Here is a 22,102-nt window from a genome sequence, read left to right on the forward strand (position 1 = left end):
AAGCGCGAGTATCTGATGCCAGCTATCCATCGTGAATTTGTCTGAGGCACGGATACCCCGTCGGCTCCTTCCTGCTCTGGAACTTCAAGCCCGACCGCGCAGTCGTACACGTTCTACGAGTTCCTGACGAACTACCGCGAGCGCGACAACCTTACGCGGACAAGACAACGGTTCCCTCCGGGCAGCAAGACCCTTCAGCCGATTGGTCAGAGGTACCGGCAGATCGACTCGGGTGTGCAGACCTCCGGCGGCGTCTGTGCTGCGTTCGCGCGTAGGTCGGCGACGCTGGTACGGAGCAGGCGGAGCTGCTCGAGCTGCTCGTCGATCTCGACCAGTCGCCGGTCGAGAAGGTCTCGAACATGACCGCACGGCGACCCGCCCGCGTCACGTACTTCGAGGATCTCGGCGGTTTGCGCGAGAGTGAGCCCTGCTGCGCGGGCCCGGTCGATGAATTCGAGCCGCTGCACCGCCTCGTCGCCGTAGTTGCGGTACCCAGCCGGGGTGCGCTCCGGCGGTTGGAGCAGCCCGCGCTCCTCGTAGTACCGCAGCGTGGACGCCCTCGTCTTCGCCTTCCCCGCGAGTTCCCCGATCCGCATCGTCACCTCGGCCACCGACTTGACCTTCAAGCATACTTTAAGGTCCATTCTTTCAGGAGTGGCCGCACGAGTGGCCGGTTCGAACTGGAGGAGGCATCGTGACATGGCACACGGAGGTTGATCTCGTGGTGATCGGGACGGGCGGGGCGGCGATGTCCGCAGCGATCCACGCGCGCCTCGAGGGGGCCAGCGTGGTCGCCATCGAATCGGGAACCCTCGGCGGTACCTGCGTGAACGTGGGTTGTGTGCCGTCCAAGACGCTTCTCGCGGCCGCGCACACCCGGCACTCCGCCCTCACGAACCGGTTCTCAGGCGTCCCCAGCTCTGCTGGGATGGTCGATCTCAGCGCGCTCATCGAGCAGAAGGATGATCTGGTTGGGATGCTCCGCCAGACCAAGTACGCCGACATCGCCGCTGCCTACGGGTTTGACATCCTCCCGGGCACTGCAACGTTCACAGACGCTGGAACCCTGCTCGTGGATGGACGACCGGTGCGCGCGAAGTCGTATCTCGTCGCCACCGGCGCCGAGCCGCACGTGCCGGCAATCCCTGGGCTTGAGCAGGTTGATTACCTCACGTCGACCACAGCGATGGAACTGACGGAACTGCCCGCGTCGCTCGTGGTGATCGGCGGTGGCTTCGTCGGCCTGGAACAGGCGCAGCTGTTCGCCCGGCTCGGAGTAGAGGTCACCGTCATCGGTCGGCTCGCCCCGCACGCCGAACCGGAACTGTCATCCGAGCTCCGCAAGGCCTTCCTGGCCGAGGGGATCAGCGTCATCGGCGACCGCGCAGCCACGATCACCCAGCACGAGGGCCTGGTCCAGGTGACGACCCGCAACGGGAAGGACGCGACCGGTGAACGTGTCCTCGTTGCCACCGGTCGCACCCCGCGCACCGAAGGGCTCAACCTTCCTGCTGCGGGTATCGCGACCGACGAGCGCGGCTTCGTCATCGTAGACGAGCAGCAGCGGACCACGAACCCGGCTGTGTTCGCCGCCGGTGACGTCACTGACGTGCCCCAGTACGTGTACGTCGCCGCGAGGACTGGGAAGATCGCCGCGCACAACGCCCTGGGTCACGACGAGCGAGTCGACTACACCGGGTTGCCGTCTGTGCTGTTCACCTCACCCCAACTGGCCTCCGCCGGGATCACCGAAGCCAGCGCCATCGCCGCCGGATACCGGTGCGCCTGCCGATTCCTACGACTTTCCGACGTGCCCAGGGCCATCGCCAACCACGACACACGCGGCGGCATCAAGGTCGTCGCCGACGCCGACACCGGCAAAGTCCTCGGTATCCACGCCCTCGCCGACACCGCTGGGGAGATGATGCTCGCCGCAACCTACGCCATCACCGCCGGATTCACCGTCACCCAACTCGCCGACACCTGGGCCCCCTACCTCACCATGGCCGAAGGCATCCGCCTCACCGCGAACCTCTTCCGCAACGAACTCCCCACCTCCTGCTGCGCCTGACACAAGAGCCGGGCCCAGCGATGTGGTGATCCAAGTGATATCCGCGACGCCTTCAACACCGGCACCGACCGCGTGATCGACGCCTACGCGGTCAGCGTGGGCTCAGTTGAGGCAGCGGCGCCGAGCACGTCGTCTGGGCCGCTCACACGCGCAGCGCACCGGGACACTCAGCCGCCAGGTAGCAACCACAGCACGCTGCCATCTACGCAGTCGGCTACGAGTTCAGAGGCCGAAGGCACCACCACTGACGAGGATGAAGATGCCCAGGCCGATGAGCACGATCGGGAACAGGATGTGTTCCCAGCGTTCCAGGAGTTCGGCGATCGGTCGGCGGGTGGCGACGAACTTGCCCAGGCCGACGAGGGCGGCGACCAGGGCGAGGAACACGATGCAGTACGCCACCACGGCCGCTGGGCCCACGCTGAGGAAGACCGGGACGTAGACGCCGATGTTGTCCCCGCCGTTGGCGAAGGTCACCCCGGCCACCGTCCACACCCCAACCTTCTTGCCCTCGACCTTTGCCTCATCGTCATCGTCGGCACCGCGGTTGCGCCAGGCTTGCCACGCAGCCCAAAGTCCCAACCCCAGCGGAATGAGTCCGAAGTAGGGGATGACCTCTGGCGGCAGGAACGCTCCCGCCCCGAGCGTCACCAGCACGGAAGCGCCCAGGATGCCAGCGAACCCGAGGTACTGTCCGACCAGGATTCGGGCGGTGGTCCCGCGCTGGCCCGCGCCTCGGGCGAAGAACAGTGAGAGCACGATGATGTCATCGATGTTCGTGGCGATGAATAGGCCGATCGCCTGCAGGACGGAGGACAGGATCATGCGCCCACCGCCGCGTTACAGCCGCCTGGCGACCCAGCGGTTCCGGCAGCCGCGTGCCGTTGATACTCTGCGACCATCATTGTCCGTTCCTGGTGTGGTGTGGGCCTCGGAGGTAAAGCAGGACGCCCAGGGCGACGCCGAAACCGAGGATGACGTCGGCAAGGTTGCCGATGAACAGGTTGCCGTAGGCGAGGAAGTCGGTGACGTGACCGCGGCCAAACTCGGGAGGGGCGAACAGCCGGTCCAGCAGGTTGCCGACCGCGCCTCCCCACACCAGGCCGATCGCGACCGCCCACCCGACGGTGCGGGCGCGGGTTGCGGCGACGAGTAGAGCGACAGAGGCCGCCGCGGCGATGACGGTGAGCAGCCAGGTTGCGCCGGCTCCGAGGGACATCACGGTGCCGGGGTTGAACGCGAGCTGCAAGCCGAGCCAGTCTCCCAAGAGCGGAATACGGTCATCCTCGCTGAGCTGAGCGAGGGCGAGTGCCTTGCTGCCTTGATCGATCAGCACCGCGCCAGCGGCGACGGCGCACGCGAGCAGGAACCAGCGGAGCCGGACGCGCGCCGCCGCCGGGCCGGCAGAACTCGCTTCCACGGCATCCGCTTTTCCCGGGGAGGGAGCGGAGCCGTCAAGGGGATCGGTCATGCCTTCGTGCGCCGCGCCGCGCGGAGCCCGTTGAGGATGACGACGACTTCAGCGACCTCGTGTACAAGCACGACCGCGGCGAGCCCGAGGACTCCGGTAATCGCCAGCGGCAGCAGCACCACGATGATCGCGATCGACAACACGACGTTCTGGTTGATTATGTTGCGGCCGCGGCGGGCGTGGGCGAGGGCCTGTGGGATGAGGCGCAGGTCGTGGCCGGTGAACGCGACGTCGGCCGACTCGATCGCAGCATCGGCGCCCTTGGCTCCCATCGCGATCCCCACATCCGCGGCCGCCAGCGCGGGAGCGTCGTTGATGCCGTCCCCGATCATGGCAGTGGGCTGAGACTTCGACAACTCCGCGACGGCGGTGGCCTTGTCCTCGGGGCGCAGCTCGGCGCGCACGTCCATGATGCCGGCCTGGCCGGCCAGCGCTGCGGCGGTGCGGGCGTTGTCGCCGGTGAGCATCGTCACCCCGATCCCGCGGCGGTTCAGCGTGGCGATGACCTCGGGAACCTCTGGGCGCAGTTCGTCACGCACCCCGATCGCGCCAGCCGGCCGGTCGCCGCGGTGGACGATGACGACGGTCATCCCCTCGGATTCCATCACCTGCACCTGGTCGGCCAGCGTGCCGGCGTCCAGCCAGCGGGGGCTACCGACGGCGAGACGGGCACTACCGAGCGTGCCGGTGATGCCGCGCCCGGCGGTCTCGGTGACGTCGTGCGCGGTCGGGGCGTCGGGGACGGCCTTCGTGATCGCGGCGGCCAGCGGGTGCGTGCTGTGACCTTCCAGGCTCGCCGCCCACGCCAGCACCTCATTCTCGGTCGCGCCGGTGGTGACGACGCGGGTCACCGTGGGCTCGTTGCGGGTCAGCGTGCCGGTCTTGTCGACGGCGACGTGGCGGATGCCGCCGAACCGCTCGAACGCGGCCCCGGACTTCACGACCACACCGAACTTCGACGCCGCGCCGATCGCGGAAACAACGGTGACCGGGACGGCGATCGCCAGCGCGCACGGCGAGGCTGCGACCAGCACCACCAGAGCGCGGGTGATCCACAGCTCAGGGTCGCCGCTCAACAGCGACCCAAGCACGCCGACCAGCACGGCGAGGATCATCACGCCGGGCACCAGCGGGCGGGCGATCCGGTCGGCCAGGCGGGCACGGTCGCCCTTCTCGGCCTGCGCCTGCTCGACCAGCTCCACGATGGTGGTGAGCGAGTTGTCGGTGCCGGCGGCGGTGGCCTCGACCTCGAGCACGCCGGTGGTGTTGATCGACCCGGCCGAGACGTCGGTGCCCGGTTCGACCTCGACCGGGATCGATTCACCCGTGATCGCGGACGTGTCCAGGCTGCTCCGCCCGGCCCGCACGGTGCCGTCGGTGGCGATCCGTTCGCCCGGCCGGACCACCAGGACATCCCCGACGCGCAGCTCCTTCGCCTCGACCTCGGCGGTGGCGTCGCCGCGCTTGACGAGTGCGGTTTCGGGCACGAGCTTCAACAGCGCCCGCAACCCTGCGCGGGCGCGGTCCATCGCCTTGTCCTCCAGCGCCTCCGCGATGGAGTACAGGAATGCCAGCGCGGCGGCCTCCTCGACGTAGCCGAGGATCACCGCGCCGGTCGCGCTGATCGTCATCAGCAGCCCGATGCCGAGCTTGCCCTTGGTGAACAGCTTGCGCAGCGCGCCCGGCACGAACGTGTACGCGCCCAGCAGCAGGCCGATCCAGAACAGCACCAGGCCCGCGGTCTCCGCGCCGGTCCACTCGCACACCAGGCCGGCGGCGAACGCGACGCCGGAGGCGATCGGGATCAGAACGCTCGGGCTCCGATACCACGGCCGGTCATCGTCATCATCGTGGTCGTCGAGGTCGACATGCTCGACCTGCGAACCCGTGACCGCGCTCACGCCCGCACCTCCCCCGCCTGGCAACCCTCGACCCCGCAGTCCGGGTCCATGCACGGCACGCTCTCGTCGACCGCGAGCGTGACATCCACCAGCGCCGTCAGCGCGCGGGCCAGGTGCGGGTCTGCCACCTCGTAGCGGGTCTGTCGGCCCTCGGGCTCGGCCACCACGATCCCGCACCCGCGCAGGCATGTCAGATGGTTCGACACGTTCGAGCGCGACAACCCCAGCTCGCGGGACAGCACCGCCGGGTAGCTCGGCCCGGCCAGCAGGGTCAGCAGAATGCGGGAGCGGGTCGGGTCGGCCATAGCTCGGCCGAGCCGGTTCATCACGTCGAGTCGATCGGAAATAGTCAGCATACGATGACTATACACTGTACGACGTACAGTCGGCGCCAGGTGTCCTCATGAGCGGCGAGTCAGTTGACAGCTCCCTACCAGCGAGCGTGGCGAAGTGCTCGAAGATCCGTCGTGGAGAATATGTCCCGTTCCTCCGTGCCGGCGTCCCGCTCGATTAAGGTCGACGACTACTTGGCCGCCGCATGCCTGCTGCCGAACCTTCAGTTGCTGAGTGGGGCCGCCAACATCGAGAAGCAGGATGGACTGCCTGCGGAGTGGATGGACACCGCCTTCCCGAGCGAAGGACAAGCGAGCTACGTACCTTGCCGAGGACGACCTCGACGGCCTTCCGCTCGACTTGGCCGACTTCACCTCGTTCTTCGAGCAGCGCAAGCAGCGAGTCCGGGTCCGCCTGCTCGCCGCTCTGGGAACGACACCGGGAGCACCGGAGGACGCCGCTCTCTCGTAGCCCACGTTCACGCGGCGAGCAGTGACAGCGCGGACACAGCCTGGAGGGGTAGCAATCCGTTGCCGAGGGCGGTGATCTGTTGATTCTGCGTCAGGCCGCCGCTATCGGTGACCCATCCAGTCGGCAGGCCCATGAGCCATTCGACGAATGCCGGTGCTGGGCGGGGGCCGTCGGCGTCGTCAGGGGAGGGCTGGCGCTGACGCGTCTCCTCCCGCTCGCCGGCGGCGTCATCATTGGTGTCGGGAAGGTGCGCGGCGGCGAACCATCTCCCCACAGTTGCCGGATGCACCTGCACCTCGCGGGCAATCCGCTTGTTCGACCAGCCCGCGGCCCGCAACGCCGCAGCACGAGCCCGGCGATCAGAACGACCAGCGGTTTCATACGAGGCTAAGGACAACTCCCGCTCATCGGCCAAAGGTTCAGAGGCAACGGACAACAACGACTTCGAGTGGACAACACCCTGCAGTCCGGCATACACCTCGGACAGCATCTCCGGGATCTCGGACAACACCTCAGGCTGCCCCGGCAACTCCTGTGGGAAGGTGCGGGTGAGGATCACGGTGAGATGGGTGATCGCCAGCAGCACCACCGGCGGTACCGCGGCCACCGAGGCAGCCAGCAGGCCGGGCACATCGGCGTCCGCAGCGACCACAGCGTGGATCGCATTCGCCGTCACCGACACCAGCGCCCCGCCGACCAGCAGCGACCAGGGATACCAGGCTGAGCGTTGCCCAGCCAGCGCCACCACCGCGACCGTCGCCACCACGATGATCCCATCAACGATCAACGGCCACGCCCACGCCTGTCCCCGGTCGACCCCGGAACGCGCCGCCAGATCGGCGAGCGCGGTAAAGCTCAGCCAGAACGCACCCAACGCGATGAACACCGTCCCCACCACTGCGGTGCGCCCCGCCCACTGCCTACCGGTCGTCTTCATCACAGCCTCCGCCCACCCATGCCTAGGTTCGGGGCGTTGGCTCGCTCGAACCAGGCGCCGCCACCGAGGCCGGGGCCACCGGCTTCGGGCGCGGGGTGCGCGATCCGGTAGGCGGAGCGCACCGTGGTGGCGATCTCGCGTTCGCCTAGCCCGGCCTGGCTGGCGGCTGCGCTGAGGACATCGAGCGCATCCGAGGCAGAGACATCACTCTCGGCCAAGCGGCACGCGGCCCAGAACAGCCCCCGGTTCCGCTCACCCTCACCACGCCCAGCGACCCAGAACGCCAGCCGGTTCATATCCGCCAACCGCACCAACCCACGACCCTGCCGCACGACCGGTCCCGGACGTGGATCGAGGAAGTCCCGCAGCCGACGCGAGTCCAGCGCAGCGGCAGGCTGGTCGCCGACATTGACGACCTCGTAGCGGATCGGGACACCGCCGACGATGCGAACCGAGGGCGACACGATGATGTACCCGCCATCACCCCGGAAGTCCACCCCCGCACGAGCGGCCTGCCATGACCGCTGCTCGACCCCCGCCGTCGCAGCGAAGTAGGCGTGCAGGCCACCCGTCGGGGTCTCCACCAGCAGACCCCAGCCATCGACGAGCCCGGCTCGCTCGGCGCGGGCGAACGCTTGCCGCCCATCAACCGGGCCATGCACGTCCACATCCACCACGACCATCCCCGACACCGCGCCAGTCGGGACACCCAGGTTCGCCTCCGGAGTCCGCGACCACCACGCCTCGACCCGGCCGATGTCGGTGGTGGCATCGTGGAACCCCCGCGTCGTGAGCGGACGCTTCCCACTCGGCTGGCAGAGGAACACCGGCACCCCCACCTGCGCGAGATGCCGGGCCGACGCCGCCCGCGTCGAAGCACCACTGGCACGCAACAACGCCCTGGTGAAGTCGGCACGCGCGGGCATCACAACCCCCGACCCGCCACCACCGGCACCCTCACCGCCGGCCGATGCTCCGACGGCGGCGGCACATGCAGCGCCTTCGGCTCCGCAGTGGGAACATCACGCGCAAGACCAGGCGGCGTGCCATCGGCGACCTGGAACGTGTCCAGCTGGTCGAGGATGCCCAGCGCCGTCCTCCGCACCCGCTCACCGGTCGCCTTGACGACCTCCACAGGTTCAGCGTCCTTGACCGACGACGCCCACCCCGCCACATACGGAATCGTGTAACCACTGGTATCCAACCCGTGCGCAGCACCGACCATCAACGCCACGCTCTCGGCCTCCACCTCACGAACACCCCGATGCTGGCGAGCGTCCTCATCCTTGGGGTCGTGCATCAGCACATGCGCCAGCTCGTGCGCCAACGTGGCGATCTGATTGACCTCCGTCACATCGGTACGCACCGATACCTGCCGAGCGACGTAGTCGGTCAGGCCGTCCGCGCCGCCGATCCGCCCGTCATCCGGGACACGCAGCACCTCGAACCCCAACGCTTCGCCCTGCATGGCCAGGCCATCCCACAGTCCCTGCGGGGCTTCGCCGTCCAGCAGCTTCGGTGCGAGTGGCTCAGGGATCGGATCGCCCTCGGTCTGCGTCACGTCCCACACATAGGCGGGCCGAGCGCCCACCATCTTCGTGCGCACTACCTCGTTGACCTTGTGCTTCTCGCGCGGACCCAAACGACGCCACGACGACGGATCACCAGGATTCGACGAGGCGAACCGGCCGGTCACCGGAGCGAAGATCATGTAACCCGGCTGGCCCTTCTGCACCTGCTGGCCAAGCTGCTGCCACTGCCGATACCCAGCCACATACGACGGCACCGGCCCGGGCACCCGGCCAGCCTCGAACGCAGCCTCGTGCTGAACCCAGATCAGCAGCGCGTTGTTGAACGAGCGCGATCGGAACCGGGCCGCGAACGCCAACGCGCGGGCCCAGTCCCGCCCGGAGACCAGCGTCTCCACCGCGCCAGTCAGCTTCTCGTGCAGCTCATCGAGCTTCGCGTCCCGCTTGGCTCGTACTTCCTCCGTCGCAGTCATCCTGGACCTTCCCTCCGCCGAGATCACCCGATCGTCGGTGACCGTGAGGTACGCCAGGAACATCAAGAAGCACGGCGGGCCAGGGGTGCGACCAAGACCGCCAGGCGACAACACGAACCTGACGAGTCCCTACCGGACTACATCACCGACCGGCTATGAGAGGCCCAGGGAAGACAGACGTCCCGAAATCGGGCACTGAACACGACGAGATCGGGTACATCAGTTGCGCCCACACGACCCTTGGCGTCGTCGGTAGGCACCCGGCGTCAGTCCGACGTACTGACGGAACAGTTCCGTGCCGTGACTTCGGCTGCGCCATCCGACCCGCCACATTGCCTCGGTGACAGTGAGGTCCGTCTCGCGCAGGTACCTTGCCAAGCGTTCGGCTCGCACCATCGTTAGGAACGCGAGCGGTGTCTTGCCAAAGGCGTCGACGAACACCCTGCCTAGCTGAGCAGGCGACAGGTGTACTTCCATGGCCAAAGCGGCGAGAGTCCATCGCCGCTCGGGTGATGTCCGCAACAGCTCAGCAACTCTGCGGGCCTCCTCCCTGATGGGAGCGAACCGTCGTTCCCTCGGCAAGGTTGGCCGGACATGACTCGGCCGGGCGGCTGATATCCGCACCGGGGACGCCTTGATGAACGGGGCAATGACGTGTGCTATGGAAAACCACAGGGCCTGCATCCGGAAGAAGTAGCGAGCAACGGGCCGCTCGGCGCTCAGCGCGACCATCTCGTCGAGCCAAGTTGTGAGTGTCTCGGCCTGCCTTTCACCGAGGCTGAGAACCTGCGCTGGCTCGGCGTAGATGGTCGCCGCGAAGTCCTGAGCATCAAGCCGATCCCGCACGAGCCCAGCGTGCTGCCAGTAGACCTGATCGATCACATAGTCCGTATCCGCATGGATCGTGGTCAAGGTGATGTGGCCCTCAGGCTCGCTTCCGCACAGGACGTTTGCTGCAAGGAGGACCACATCCCCCGTCTTCACAAGCCTTTGCCCCAACTCGCCAACGAGGAGTGCGCTACCACTACGGATCACGATGACTCTGACACAATCGAGAGCCGCGGGGCCGATGGGGCGAGAGCCGGCGTACGTGCATGCCCAAACCGGCCAGTAGTCGCTGCCGACCCGCAGTGGCTCAGACATGTAGGCAGTACCGCACCCGCAGCGGTCTACTCAGCGAGCGCCTGGTCGAGCATGGTGGTGAGGTCATCAAGGGTCTCAGGACTGATCAACTCTCCATTGAGGAAGAAGGTTGGCGTACCAGTCACGCCCAGGGCCACACCGTCGTTGAAGTCGTTGCGGATGAACTGGAGCGTGGCCTCAGAGTTGTACGCGGCGTCCCATTGCTCAAGGTCGAGGCCGAGTTCTTGGGCGTACTGGCGGAACAGGTCGTCTTTGGGTATCTGCTGTTCACCCCACTCGGTCTGGGTCTGGTACATCTTGGTGTACATCGCTTCAAGTTCTCCTTGCTGAGCGGCGGCTTCGACCGCTCTGGCCGCGCGTTCGCTGTTGAAGTGGCTGGGTAGCGGGAAGTACCGGATGACAAAGGACACTCGATCGCCGTAGGTCTGCCGGAGTTGCTCGATCGCCGGGAAGACCGCGGCGCAGGCCTCGCACTCGAAGTCCAGGAACTCTACGAAGGTCACAGTGGCATCTGGCGCGTCGTTGAGTCGGCGGGAGTCTTCGCGTACCACGAGCGCGCCGGAGGTTTCGGTGGGGACGGGTGTGGACGGCTCGACGACGGCGGCGGGCTGGCGACTGGCTTGGATGATGCCGAAGATGACCACCGAGATCACCAGCACCGCGCAGATCAAGATGATGGTTCTTCGGGCGCCACGTTCCCCTGGTTCGGGGCGTTCGTCGACGATTGGCTTCTTGGGCTTCTGATTGCTGGGCATGTAGGGCTCCTTGCCGGAAGATGTGGGTAGGACGCGTGCTGACTGGCGGCGACGCGGTGTGTGGGCAGGTCGTTTGGTTGGGGTCCTTACCCGAAGAGGGCTGGACCGTATTTGGCGAGCACCAAGGTGGTGATCGCTCCGAGCCAGAGCACGACGAGCAGGTTGTCGACTCCCAGGCGAAGCCCTTTGGTCAAGGTCTTGTGCAGGCTCGTTGGGAGGAACAGGTTGTTGTCGCGCAGGTTGACGTGGGTGAGTGATGCGAACACCAAGGTGGTGGACACAGTCACCAACAGGCACCAGGGGCACAGCGCCCCGATGACAAAGGTGGACTCGAAGAACAGCCAGTAGGCGAACACGAAGCCCAGGCCATAGACGATCTGGGCGGCGAGCATGAAGCCTCGCGGAAACCTGACGCCGGCGAGGCTGGCGACCGCGATGGTGATGACTACGGGCTCGGCCATCAGGCCGAGGAACGCGTTCGGGAATCCGAATAGTCCGGCCTGCCAGGATCTGGCGACTGCGCTGCAGTTGATGACCTCGTTGAGGTTGCACGGAAGTCCGACTTTGGGGTCGGCCGCTAGCCGGACGGCGTCGGTGGACAGGACGAAGGAGGCGTACAGGCTGAGGCAAGCCGAGAAAAGCATGGTGGAGAAGATCCACCTGTCGGTCTGTCTGAACCGGTGGATGCGCTCCAGAAGGTCGTCTGATGTGGTCAAGGTGGTAGGACCTGTCTGTCGTCGTTCGGACACACCGCAGCGACGCGCCGAGCATCAGACCCTCGGCGTTCACCGAAAGGGCGCTCGTCTGTGCACTGGGTGCGAATTGAGTCGGTCAGCAGGACAGGGCGGGTGGGCCTCGGCGTTGAAGCGGGTGATAGGGGCGCCGTCCGGGGGCGGCAACCACGAGTGCCATGATGGCAACGTGGGCAGGTACGTGGAGGGTGGCCGGCCTGGCATCACTTAGGCGTGTCCGGAGCCAGTCGCGGGCCGTCTTTGCTGCCTGGCGGGCGTAGAGTCCCACGCCGAGCCCGAGCAGCAGACTGACCAGGCCGGCGATCAAGGTGGTTGCCGAGAGCACCACAAAGGACTGCGCGAAGCGTCCGAAGTTCAGCCCTGGCAGGTAGCTGTGCTCTGGGCACAGCTCGGACTCGACCAACAGATCGAGGTGGACGCCGAACGGCGCGATCAGGGGCACCTGGGGCATGCAGGCTGTATCGGCGATGTTCACCGACCTGACACCAGCAGCGAGATTGCTCGCACCGATGAGCATCAACGCGGCGGCGCCTGCGGCGCCACGGCGTTGTGATCTCATGCTCGCTCCTCGGGTTGTCGACGAGTCTAGCAAGTGGCCGAAGCGTGCCGCTGCGCTCTGTCCGACGACGGCACTACTCGCAGCGATTGAGGGTTGACGCGAGATCACGTGCCTGATGGAGTTTGACCACCTGACCACGAAGACGCTTGCAGGAGGCCCTTTACCGGCCGTGGCAGTCTTGTGGGCCAGAAACAGTCTCTGGCAGCGGCCGGGACCGCAACTGCGACTCTGAGAGGTTGGGCCGGTGCAACAGTCGCACATCGGGAGCCTTCCGCGTACCGCCAGGCGCCGACTCTGGGCCGCGGCCGCTGCGATCGCGTCGGGTGTTCTGCTCGCCGGTTGCGGGTCGGCACAAGCCAACACTGGAGGGTTTGTGTCGGGTGACGGCAGCCTGACGGTGTTGCCAGTGGACGAGCGTCCGCAAGCACCGGTGATCGAGGGCATCACGCTGGATGACGAGCGCTGGACGAGCGCTGGCGTCTCCGGGAAGGTGATCGTCTACAACGTGTGGGGGTCCTGGTGCGCACCATGCCGCTCCGAGGCGCCCGCACTCGTGGCCGCCAGCCAGAAGCTCGCCGACCAGGCGGTCTTTGTCGGGCTGAACACCCGAGACTTCGACAAGGCCGCACCGCGCGCGTTCGTGCGCGCGTTCGAGGTTCCCTATGTGAACCTGTTCGACCCTGAGGGTGCGCTTCTGCTGAACTTCTCCGGCGAGTTGCCGCCCAACGCCATCCCAAGCACGATCGTGGTCGACCTGGACGGCCGGGTCGCTGCCCGGATCATCGGCGAGACCACAGAGACGACCCTCGTGGGTCTAGTCCAAGATGTGGCAGCGGGCAAGTGATCCCGCTGGAGTTGGGTGACTGGATCCGTCAAGCGGTCGGAGGCTCGGTGGCACTGGGCTTGCCGATCGCGCTCCTCGCCGGGCTGGTCTCGTTCTTCTCACCGTGCGTGCTGCCGCTGCTTCCTGGCTACCTGTCGTACGCCACCGGGATGGGGGCTGCGGACATCACTACTGGCCAGAGCGCGAAAGGAGCGGCCGGGAGGGGTCGCGTACTGCTCGGGACGCTGGGGTTCGTGGCCGGTTTTACGGCGGTGTTCGTCGCCACCGGCGCACTGATGGGTTCGGTGGGTGCCGCGCTCTTCGCGTGGCAGCGGCCATTGATGGTGGCTGCCGGCGTGTTGAGCATCGCCCTGGGATTAGTGTTCACCGACTGGCTACCGTGGGGTCGAGGGACGTGGCGGCTGCAAGTGCTCCCCGAGCCGGCGTGGCGGCGTCCCCGCTGCTGGGAATCGTGTTCGGGCTGGGGTGGACGCCATGCATCGGCCCGGCGCTATCGGTGGTGCTCACGCTGGCCCTGAACGAGGGCACTGCGCTGCGCGGCGCCGTGCTTGCCTTCGCCTACGCGCTCGGCCTCGGGCTGCCGTTCATTGTCGCTGGACTGGCCTTCGACCGGCTGGGCGGCACGCTGGGCTGGGTGCGCCGCCACCATCGTGCCATTCAGGTCACCGGCGGGGTGACCATGATGGTGATCGGGGTGCTGCTGATCACCGGCTGGTGGGACATCGCAATGGCCGGTGTACGGCAGTGGGCGAGCAGTTTTGCACTGCCGGTCTGACCCGACACCGATCCACGTACTCACCGCCGGGATCAGCGTGAGCCACGTTGCGGCGTCAAAAGAAACCGGGCTGCCTGGGTGACCCATCCTCACGCATAAGGTCAGCATCCGATGTATGGTCAGTGTGTGCTGACTCTTGCTTCCCGGTTGGACGTGATGAATCGGTTGGGCCGGGCGATGGCCGATCCGACCCGTTCGCGGATTCTGCTCCAGTTGCTGGAGGCGCCGGGGTACCCGGCTCGGTTGTCGGAGTCACTGGGCCTGACCCGCACCAATGTGTCGAACCATCTGGCCTGCCTGCGCGGCTGCGGATTGGTGGTGGCAACGCCCGAGGGCCGGCAGACGCGGTACGAGATCGCTGACCCGCATCTGACGCGAGCGCTGGAGTTGCTGGTGGAGGCGGTGGTCGCCTACGACGACGGCGTGTCCTGTGTGAATGAGGACTGTGACGTGCCGTTGTGCTGTGGCCCGGGTGCTGGCAGGACGGGAGAGGCCCGGTGAGCAGGGAGTGCTGCGGCGAGGACGCTCCACGTGGGGACGGCTCCTTGCCGATGAGTCTGCTGCGGGAACCTGGAACAAACCAACCCGGACCCGCCGGAGACCTGAGAGTTGCGGCGCACACACCGGGCGGCGCGTGCTGCGAGCCGGCTTCCAATGGTCGCGGCGAGCGCGACGAGGACACTGAGGGGGTGCGGCCACCGTGGTGGCGGGATCCCGCTTTGCTGCCGTCGCTGGTCTCTGGGGTGTTTCTGCTTGCCGGTTATGGTCTGGCATGGGCCGGGCTCGACCTGGCCGCTGGAGGGCTTCAGGCCGTTGCCCTGGCGGCTGGGGCCTACACCTTCGTGCCGGGCGCTCTCCGGCGGCTGGCTCGCGGCCGACTCGGCGTAGGCCTGCTCATGACGATCGCGGCGGTCGGGGCGGTTCTTCTGGGACATGTCGGGGAGGCGGCTGCGCTGGCCTTCTTGTTCTCGTTGGCCGAGGCTCTTGAGGACCGGGCGATGGATCGTGCGAAGGACGGTCTGCGGGGGCTGCTGGCGCTGATTCCGCAGACCGTTCGTATCTCGCGGCTGGGCGGAGACGTGACGGTCCCGGCCGCGGAGGTGCAGGTGCTGGACATCCTGGTGGTCGGCGCTGGTGAGCGGGTTGCGACCGATGGGGTCGTGGTGATGGGCCGATCGAGCATCGACACATCGGCAGTGACTGGAGAGTCGATCCCGGTGGAGGTGGGTCCGGGCGATGAGGTGCCGGCGGGGTCGGTGAACGGCTCGGCGACCCTGCAGGTCGAGGCCACCGCGGATGGCCGGGATAACTCGCTGACTCAGATCGTGGCGCTGGTCGAGCAGGCCCACGCCCGCAAGGGGGAACGGGCGCGTTTGTCGGATCGGATCGCCCGCCCGCTGGTGCCCGTGGTGCTGGTCGTGGCGGTCCTGGTGGTTGTCTTCGGGTTCATCGTCGGTGATCCATGGACCTGGACCGAACGAGCTCTGGTGGTGCTGGTCGCGGCGTCACCGTGCGCTTTAGCCATCGCGGTGCCGGTGACCGTGATCAGCGCGATCGGCGCGGCGTCGAAGTTCGGTGTCGTGATCAAGTCGGGCGAAGCGTTCGAACAATTGGGGACCATTCGCACGATCGCGCTGGACAAGACCGGCACCCTGACCCGGAACGACCCCGCGGTGGTGGACGTACGAACCTCGCCTGGCATCTCGCGGGGGGACTTGTTGTCGCTGGCTGGGGCTTTGGAGGCATCCAGCGCCCACCCGTTGGCGGCGGCGATCGCCGCGACCGTATCGGGCGCGCCCGCGGCATCCGGGGTGGTCGAAGAAGCCGGCTGCGGCATCACCGGTCAGGTCGGAGATGCCCGGGTCAGGGTCGGTAACGTTCGATGGATCGACCCCGCAGGGCTTTCGCCAGATGCTGATGCAATGGCGGGCGAGGGCATGACGGTCGTCGTGGTCGAAGCCGACGGTCAGATAGCCGGGCTGATCGGCATTCGTGACGAACTGCGACCTGAGTCCGCAGAAACGGTACGTCTGCTGCGCGCCCAGGGCATTGACACGATCATGCTGACCGGCGACAACGCCAGCACCGCGAACGCGCTGGCCCGGCAGGCCGGGATCACCAACGTGAGGGCCGAGCAACTTCCGGCCGACAAGGCCCTGGCCATCAGGGAACTTACCGGTGGCAGCCCCACGGCGATGGTGGGCGACGGCATCAATGACGCCCCAGCGCTAGCGACAGCGACGGTGGGCATCGCCATGGGCGCCAAAGGAGCAGCCGCCGCGATCGACTCAGCGGACGTGGCGTTCACCGGTCACGACCTGCGGCTCATACCCGCCGCGCTGGCTCACGCGCGCCGGGGACGGCGGATCATGACGGTGAACATTGGCCTCGCGCTGGCGATCATCGTGCTGTTGTTCCCGCTGGCGCTGTTCGGCATCGTCGGACTGGCTGGGATTGTCCTGGTCCACGAGGTGGCCGAGGTCGTGGTGATCCTCAACGGCATCCGCGCCGCCCAACGACCGGCCGCTTTGAGCAATGCCAGGTCTGCGGAACAACCCAGTGCCGTGCTGGCCAGCACCCACTAGCGGTCAGCATGACCATCACCACGACCAGTCCGCCTGCGGACGACATCAGCCAGCCCGCGCAGCCGGCGCGGCCTGCGCTGCCGCTGGGGTGGGCCATTGTGACCTCGGCTTTGGCTGGCGTGGGGCTGGACGCTGCATTCCCCGAACTCGGCTGGTGGCCGATCGCCTTCGTCAGCGTCACCCTGGCCCTGCTCGCGCTCGCCGGCCGGAAGTCGGGCGGAGCCTTTCTGGTCGCTCTGGTCTACGGCGGTGCCTTCTTCGTGGCGCACCTGAGTTGGGCGGGACGGTTTCTGGGTCCGCTGCCGTGGCTCGGTCTGGCCGGCTTGCAGGCACTGTTGTTCGCCGCGGGAGCAATACCGATCGCGTTGGCCTACCGGTGGTCCACGCGGACGCTGCGCGGCAAGTGGGGTCAGCTAGTGATCGTCCCGCTTCTGGTCGGAGGGTTGTGGACACTGCGCGAGTCCATCATGGGCAGCTGGCCCTACGGCGGGTTCCCCTGGGCTCGTCTGGGGATGAGCCAGGCCGGCAGCCCGTTCGCCGAAGCTGTCTCGTGGGTAGGTGTGACCGGCTTGTCGTTCCTGATAGCAGCCGTCTGTGCAGGGATCGCGCAGTGGTGGCGGATCGGTCGCCGGCGTGACTGGCGGGGCCTGGTCATGCCTGCCGCGGTGACCGCCTTGCTGCTCGTGACACCGCAGTTCCCCACCACCCCGGCTGGTGAGGTGACCGTGGGCTGGGTGCAGGGCAACGGGCCGGCCGGCTACTTCGACGCCGCGGCCCCTGGTGCGATGCTCACCGCACAGACCGCCGCGACCATGCCGCTGATCGGCCAACCGATGGATGTGCTGGTCTGGCCCGAAGGAGGGGTCGACAGTGACCCACTCAACAACCTGGGGACCAGCAGGGCACTCGATGAGCTGTCCCACCAGGTCTCGGCGCCCTTGCTGGTGAACGCTGCAACCCGCCGCGGGGAGAACACCTACAACACCTCCCTGCTCTGGCCGCCTACCGGCGGCGAAGTCCAGCTGTTCGACAAGGCGAATCCGGTGCCGTTCGGCGAGTATGTGCCCGACCGCTGGTTCTACCAGCGCATCGCTCCGGACCTGATCGGCCTGATCGGACGCGAGTACACTCCCGGCACCAACTCCCCGTATGTCAGCCTGAACGGGGTCGGGGTGGGATTGGCCATCTGCTTCGACGTCATCTTTGACGACGTCATCTGGCAGGGCGCCCAGGACGGGGCTCAGCTGTACCTGCTTCAGTCCAACAACGGCGACTTCCGCGGCACCGACGAGAACCTGCAACAGGCCGCCCTCGCCCGGATGCGCGCAATCGAGACCGGTCGCGGCGTCGTGAACGTCTCCACGACCGGCACCAGCCAGGCCTTCGCCCCCGACGGCACAATCCTCGACGAACTCCCCACCGACACCATCGGCGCTCGGGTCACCACCATCCCACTACGCACCGGACTGACCCCGGCTGTCTCCCTCGGCCCGTGGATCGCCGGTCTCCTGGCCGCGACCAGCCTGCTCGGCCTCCTGCTGCTCAGGTTCGCAGCTCGGCGCTAGGCCTGCCGCGCGTCCCCGTCCTCGATCCAGTCAACCCGGCTACCTGAGGCCGCGAAGGCTGTGCCCAACGCCTGGGACGAATCTGCCGACTCTAGCGGCGTAGTCGCGGTAGGCGTCGCCGTGAACGGCGAGTAGGTAGGGTTCCTCGACCGCCCGGACTTGTACCTGAATGGCGGCGAGCAGCACGACGGTCGCCGCCGTCGCCGCGATCGTCGGGGCCAGCAGGAACAACCCGACGCTTGACACAGCCATCCCGGAGAACACCGGGTTGCGCACCATCGCAAAGGTCCCATCGGTCACCATCTCGGTGTGCTCCTCCGGGTCGACGCCAACCCGCCAGGAAGCGCCCATCTCCCGCTGCGCCCGCAGCAACGTCTTCATCCCGAGCAGTGCAAGGACCAGCCCGATCCCTTCCACGATCGTGCCGCCGGGGATGGTCAGGCGTCCGATGCCGACGATCTGCGTCACCGGGCCTGCCAGTCCGAGCAGCAGCGCGACCGCGAACAGCAGCTTCCCCCACCATTGGGCGGAACCCGCCGCACCTGCTTTGAGTCGGAACCCCGTATCTCCGTTGCGGCGCAGGTGAACCACCGCTCGAAAGCCGAAGGCCAGACCGAGGCCGATCAGGTACAAGGCCAGCGCGATCCAGCCGTTCAGGGCCGTCACTCGACTGGCGCGTCCAACTCGGTCTGGGTGCGGCCGGCGAGTTCCTGCCGTGGAGCAGCCGATCCTGCACGTCCGGCCGGACGGTCTTCGTGGGTGATGCCGTGGTGGTCGCGGTTGTGGTCGAACCGCAGCAGTCGCAGGGCGTTGAGGACGACGAGGATGGTCGAGCCTTCGTGGATGAACACGATCGGACCCATCGCTAGCCCGAGCAGGCTGGCCGGCACGAGGAACGCGACGATGGCGAGGGCTGCGATGAGGTTCTGCCGGATGAGCCGGGAGGTTGCTCGACCGAGTCGCACCATGAACGGTACCCGTCCGAGGTCGTCGGCCATCAGAGCGATGTCGGCGGTCTCCAGGGCGACCGCCGACCCGGCAGCGCCCATCGCGATGCCCAGGCTCGCGCTGGCCATCGCGGGGGCATCGTTCACACCGTCGCCCACCATCGCCGTGGTGCGACCACCTTCGGTGAGGTTGCGGATCGCGACCACCTTGTCCTCGGGCAACAACTCACCCATGGCCCGGTCGATCCCGACCGAGCGGCCCACGGCGTCGGCGACCGCCTGGTTGTCCCCCGAGATAAGGACCAGTTCCCCGATGCCGGACTCGCGCAGGACGTCGAGCGTCTGGCGGGCTTCGGCTTTGGGCGCGTCCATCACACCGATCACGCCGAGCACGCGGGCGCCATGGGTGACCACCATGGTGGTGCGGCCCTCGGCCTGGAGTTGATCGACCGAGGCCTTGACCTCGACCGGCAGCTCGTGATCGGCCTCGGCCATCATCCGGACGCTGCCCACCAGGACGATCTCACCATCCACCGTCGCGCGGATGCCACGGCCCGTGACGGCCTCGAGGTCGGTCGCCACGCGGCGCGCGTTCGCTCCGACCAGTTCGGTGAGATCGCGGACGATGGCAGTCGCCAACGGGTGGTCGCTCAACGTCTCGGTAGCCAGGGCGATCGCATTGAGTTCATCGACGAGGACGCCTGGTGCTGGGATGGTGTCGGTTACCGTGGGGTGTCCCCAGGTGAGGGTGCCGGTCTTGTCGAAGGCCATGGCGTCGACCTTGCCGAGAGTCTCCAGCGGGGCACCGCCCTTGACCAGGACGCCGGCGCGGCCAGCACGAGCGATCCCCGCCAGCACAGCTGCTGGGGTTGCGATCGCCAAGGCGCAGGGGCTGGCCGCGACCAGGACCAGCATCGCCCGGTAGAAGCTGTCACCGAACGGCTCGGCAGACCAGATCATCCCGACCGCCAACACCACGACCACGGCCAGGATGACCGCGGGCACATAGAACCGCTGGAACCGGTCGATGAACCGCTGGGTGGGCGATTGGGCTGTGTCAGCCTCGGTGACGAGCTTCACCACCCGCGCCAATGTGGTGTCGGCGGCCGCTGCGGTCACCACCATGTCGAACGCGCCGGGGCCGTTCACCGTCCCGGCGAAGACCCGCGAGCCACTGGAGATCGCGTCGGGATTGGCCAGGGCCTTGGCGACGTCGGGCACTGCAGCCTTCTCCACCGGGATCGACTCCCCGGTCACCGCGGACTGGTCGATCGCCGTGCTGCCGACGCTGACGAAACCATCCGCAGGTACCCGCGAGTTCGGTCGCACGACCGCGACATCGCCCACCTGAAGCTCTTCCACCGGACGCTCAACAAGCTCGTCCGGGCCGACGCGGAGCGTGGCCGTGCGGGGTGCGAGCTCGCCCAGCGCCTTGATCGAGCGAGTCGCGCGGGCCATCGCGTACTCCTCCAGGGCGTGTCCGAGGCTGAACAGGAACAACAGCACGGCACCCTCGGAGAGCCTGCCGACCGCTGCTGCACCGGCGGCGGCCACGATCATCAGGAAGTCCACTTCGAACCGGCCCCGGCGGATCGAGCCCCACGCCCCCCGCACGGTGAAGAAGCCCCCACAGAAGTAGGTCGCAAGATACAGGCCCAGCACCAGCGGTTCCGGGGCACCAAAGCCGAACTCAGCGATCAGCCCCGCGATGTAGGTCACGCCGGAGGCGATAGCGAAGTACAGCTCCCACCTGCCCTGTCCGTGGGAGTCGCCTTCGTGATCTTCATGCGCAGCACTCATGATCTATACATATCATGATGTAATGATGCATTGCCACAGATCGCTCGGAATCTGGTTGGATCAATCCAGGCCGCGTTCCGGAAGAGGGGTGGTGGTTCATGAGGTTGAATGCCAGCGAAGCCGAGCGCATCGCGGAGGTGATGGGCGGCCTGGCGACGCCGGCGCGCGTCCTGATCCTCGCTCGCCTGTTGGACTCCCCGGCCACCGTCAGTGAGCTCGTCACAGAACTGGCGATGTCGCAAGCCTCGGTCTCCAACCACCTGCGCATCCTGCGCCACCTAAACCTCGCCGCCGGCGACCGGCAGGGACGCAACGTCCTCTATCGCCTGCAGGACGACCACGTTCGAGCGATGGTCGAACAGATCCTGAACCATGCCAGTCACGACTAGAACCCTGAATGGAATCTGAGAAACTCTTAGGCTAGTCTTACCGCCGTCGAGGGGGGACGGGGTGGCTGCCAGCGAGGTTCGCGCGAAGCGATTGCCGGGAACGGCAAGGATTATCGCTCTGGCAGCTGCCGTCCTCATCGGCGCCAGCGGGTCGCTGGACCAGGGACACACGGCTCATGCCGCTGATGCGCCGTTGCCCCCCGCCTCGGCGGCAGCCGTCGCCGCTGAGCGGGCGCCCACCTTCGAGGACCTGCTGGAGAACCGCAGCAAACAACTCCAGGCAACCGCCGCTCAGGTCGACCAGGTGCGGTTCCAGTCTCTCCTCGCCAAACACGAGAAACGCGAGCGCAAAGTCGCCTCCGACATCGAGGCAGAACTCACCCGGTTGAAGGACCTCAGCAGGTTCACCTGGCCCACCAAGGGTGGCGTGGCCTCGGGATTCGGGATGCGCAAGCACCCCATCCTCGGCTCCATGCGCCTGCACAACGGCGCGGATATCGGAGGCGCGTGCGGGAACCCCATCTACGCCACTCAGTCCGGAACCGTGACCAGGGCCAACTTCAGCCGCAGCGCCGGCAACAACGTCCGGATCGACCACGGTCGTATCAAGGGCAAGAACGTCGAGACCTCCTACCTCCACATGAGCAAGTACGCCGTCAGCGCAGGCCAGAGTGTCACCAAGGGCGACGTGATCGGCTACGTCGGAACCACCGGGCTGTCCACCGCCTGCCACCTCCACCTAGCCCTCTACGAGAACGGCAAGGGTGCCGACCCTGTGCCCTACCTCGTGAAGGACTGAGCG

21 protein-coding genes and 1 pseudogene are annotated in these 22,102 nt (G+C 67.1%); 8 read left to right on the plus strand and 14 right to left on the minus strand.

Translation table 11 applies throughout. The annotated features are described in order from the left end of the window. Positions 1–206: 206 nt before the first annotated feature. Positions 207–626, minus strand: a complete 420-nt coding sequence (locus PCC79_RS10985) for a heavy metal-responsive transcriptional regulator (RefSeq protein ID WP_425325634.1) — start codon at positions 624–626, stop codon at positions 207–209. A 68-nt stretch (positions 627–694) separates the two neighbouring features. On the opposite strand from PCC79_RS10985, the gene merA reads away from it, so the two are divergent. After that, a complete protein-coding gene (gene merA, locus PCC79_RS10990) occupies positions 695–2,071 on the plus strand; it encodes a mercury(II) reductase (RefSeq protein WP_035757281.1) in 1,377 nt (458 codons plus the stop codon). A gap of 222 nt (positions 2,072–2,293) precedes the next feature. Here the strand turns inward: merA and PCC79_RS10995 are convergent, their stop codons facing one another. The 11 genes from PCC79_RS10995 to PCC79_RS11045 all read right to left on the minus strand — a co-directional run bounded on the left by PCC79_RS10995 (position 2,294) and on the right by PCC79_RS11045 (position 12,395). Then, positions 2,294–2,896 (minus strand): cadmium resistance transporter, encoded by a 603-nt coding sequence (locus PCC79_RS10995; protein WP_026926284.1) that lies wholly within the window; start codon positions 2,894–2,896, stop codon positions 2,294–2,296. A gap of 76 nt (positions 2,897–2,972) precedes the next feature. After that, complete coding sequence (locus tag PCC79_RS11000) at positions 2,973–3,491, minus strand: signal peptidase II (protein ID WP_028707544.1); 519 nt, start codon at positions 3,489–3,491, stop codon at positions 2,973–2,975. A gap of 47 nt (positions 3,492–3,538) precedes the next feature. Further along, positions 3,539–5,443, minus strand: a complete 1,905-nt coding sequence (locus PCC79_RS11005; protein ID WP_145952683.1) for a heavy metal translocating P-type ATPase — start codon at positions 5,441–5,443, stop codon at positions 3,539–3,541. Next, complete coding sequence (gene cmtR / locus PCC79_RS11010; protein ID WP_026926287.1) at positions 5,440–5,799, minus strand: Cd(II)/Pb(II)-sensing metalloregulatory transcriptional regulator CmtR; 360 nt, start codon at positions 5,797–5,799, stop codon at positions 5,440–5,442. The genes PCC79_RS11005 and cmtR (PCC79_RS11010) overlap by 4 nt, the downstream gene beginning before the upstream one ends. Before the next feature lie 455 nt (positions 5,800–6,254). Continuing rightward, positions 6,255–7,184 (minus strand): DUF2637 domain-containing protein, encoded by a 930-nt coding sequence (locus PCC79_RS11015; protein WP_342371836.1) that lies wholly within the window; start codon positions 7,182–7,184, stop codon positions 6,255–6,257. Beyond that, positions 7,184–8,110 carry a bifunctional DNA primase/polymerase gene (locus PCC79_RS11020; RefSeq protein WP_342371837.1) on the minus strand — a complete coding sequence of 309 codons (927 nt, stop codon included), beginning with the start codon at positions 8,108–8,110 and terminating at the stop codon, positions 7,184–7,186. Before PCC79_RS11020 ends, PCC79_RS11015 begins: the two co-directional genes overlap by 1 nt. Continuing rightward, entirely contained in the window at positions 8,110–9,249 is a 1,140-nt protein-coding gene (locus PCC79_RS11025; RefSeq protein WP_342371838.1) for an ArdC-like ssDNA-binding domain-containing protein, read from the minus strand. Before PCC79_RS11025 ends, PCC79_RS11020 begins: the two co-directional genes overlap by 1 nt. A gap of 156 nt (positions 9,250–9,405) precedes the next feature. Continuing rightward, positions 9,406–10,329, minus strand: a complete 924-nt coding sequence (locus PCC79_RS11030) for a helix-turn-helix domain-containing protein (protein WP_077684798.1) — start codon at positions 10,327–10,329, stop codon at positions 9,406–9,408. Positions 10,330–10,355: 26 nt separating this feature from the next. Then, complete coding sequence (locus PCC79_RS11035) at positions 10,356–11,084, minus strand: DsbA family protein (RefSeq protein ID WP_081683804.1); 729 nt, start codon at positions 11,082–11,084, stop codon at positions 10,356–10,358. Between the two features lie 86 nt (positions 11,085–11,170). Next, positions 11,171–11,800 carry a vitamin K epoxide reductase family protein gene (locus PCC79_RS11040; protein WP_342371839.1) on the minus strand — a complete coding sequence of 210 codons (630 nt, stop codon included), beginning with the start codon at positions 11,798–11,800 and terminating at the stop codon, positions 11,171–11,173. Positions 11,801–11,915: 115 nt separating this feature from the next. Further along, complete coding sequence (locus PCC79_RS11045) at positions 11,916–12,395, minus strand: hypothetical protein (RefSeq protein ID WP_342371840.1); 480 nt, start codon at positions 12,393–12,395, stop codon at positions 11,916–11,918. A 244-nt stretch (positions 12,396–12,639) separates the two neighbouring features. Here PCC79_RS11045 and PCC79_RS11050 point away from each other — a divergent pair, with 244 nt between their 5' ends. The 5 genes and pseudogenes from PCC79_RS11050 (at position 12,640) to lnt (ending at position 18,164) form a co-directional block, all read left to right on the plus strand. Further along, positions 12,640–13,239 (plus strand): TlpA disulfide reductase family protein, encoded by a 600-nt coding sequence (locus tag PCC79_RS11050; RefSeq protein WP_342371841.1) that lies wholly within the window; start codon positions 12,640–12,642, stop codon positions 13,237–13,239. Positions 13,240–13,286: 47 nt separating this feature from the next. Then, positions 13,287–14,014 (plus strand): annotated as a pseudogene (locus PCC79_RS11055) (cytochrome c biogenesis CcdA family protein). A gap of 126 nt (positions 14,015–14,140) precedes the next feature. After that, positions 14,141–14,515, plus strand: coding sequence for a Cd(II)/Pb(II)-sensing metalloregulatory transcriptional regulator CmtR (gene cmtR, locus PCC79_RS11060; RefSeq protein ID WP_077687481.1), 375 nt, complete (start codon positions 14,141–14,143; stop codon positions 14,513–14,515). A 218-nt stretch (positions 14,516–14,733) separates the two neighbouring features. Next, positions 14,734–16,599, plus strand: a complete 1,866-nt coding sequence (locus PCC79_RS11065; RefSeq protein ID WP_232548357.1) for a heavy metal translocating P-type ATPase — start codon at positions 14,734–14,736, stop codon at positions 16,597–16,599. An 8-nt stretch (positions 16,600–16,607) separates the two neighbouring features. Beyond that, positions 16,608–18,164 (plus strand): apolipoprotein N-acyltransferase, encoded by a 1,557-nt coding sequence (gene lnt, locus PCC79_RS11070; protein WP_300150418.1) that lies wholly within the window; start codon positions 16,608–16,610, stop codon positions 18,162–18,164. A gap of 39 nt (positions 18,165–18,203) precedes the next feature. Here lnt and PCC79_RS11075 read toward each other — a convergent pair whose 3' ends face one another. Both PCC79_RS11075 and PCC79_RS11080 read right to left on the minus strand, forming a co-directional pair. Further along, the gene (locus tag PCC79_RS11075; protein ID WP_300150421.1) at positions 18,204–18,830 is read right to left on the minus strand and encodes a methyltransferase family protein; all 627 of its coding nucleotides are present in this window, start codon (positions 18,828–18,830) and stop codon (positions 18,204–18,206) included. Then, positions 18,827–20,830 carry a heavy metal translocating P-type ATPase gene (locus PCC79_RS11080; protein ID WP_342371842.1) on the minus strand — a complete coding sequence of 668 codons (2,004 nt, stop codon included), beginning with the start codon at positions 20,828–20,830 and terminating at the stop codon, positions 18,827–18,829. The genes PCC79_RS11075 and PCC79_RS11080 overlap by 4 nt, the downstream gene beginning before the upstream one ends. Positions 20,831–21,009: 179 nt before the next feature. Here PCC79_RS11080 and PCC79_RS11085 point away from each other — a divergent pair, with 179 nt between their 5' ends. Both PCC79_RS11085 and PCC79_RS11090 read left to right on the plus strand, forming a co-directional pair. Further along, positions 21,010–21,300 (plus strand): ArsR/SmtB family transcription factor, encoded by a 291-nt coding sequence (locus PCC79_RS11085; RefSeq protein WP_026926296.1) that lies wholly within the window; start codon positions 21,010–21,012, stop codon positions 21,298–21,300. Between the two features lie 61 nt (positions 21,301–21,361). Continuing rightward, positions 21,362–22,099, plus strand: coding sequence for a M23 family metallopeptidase (locus PCC79_RS11090; RefSeq protein ID WP_073186135.1), 738 nt, complete (start codon positions 21,362–21,364; stop codon positions 22,097–22,099). Positions 22,100–22,102: the final 3 nt, after the last annotated feature.

This window comes from Propioniciclava soli (genome assembly GCF_038502305.1).
Taxonomy (GTDB): Bacteria; Actinomycetota; Actinomycetes; order Propionibacteriales; family Propionibacteriaceae; genus Propioniciclava; species Propioniciclava soli.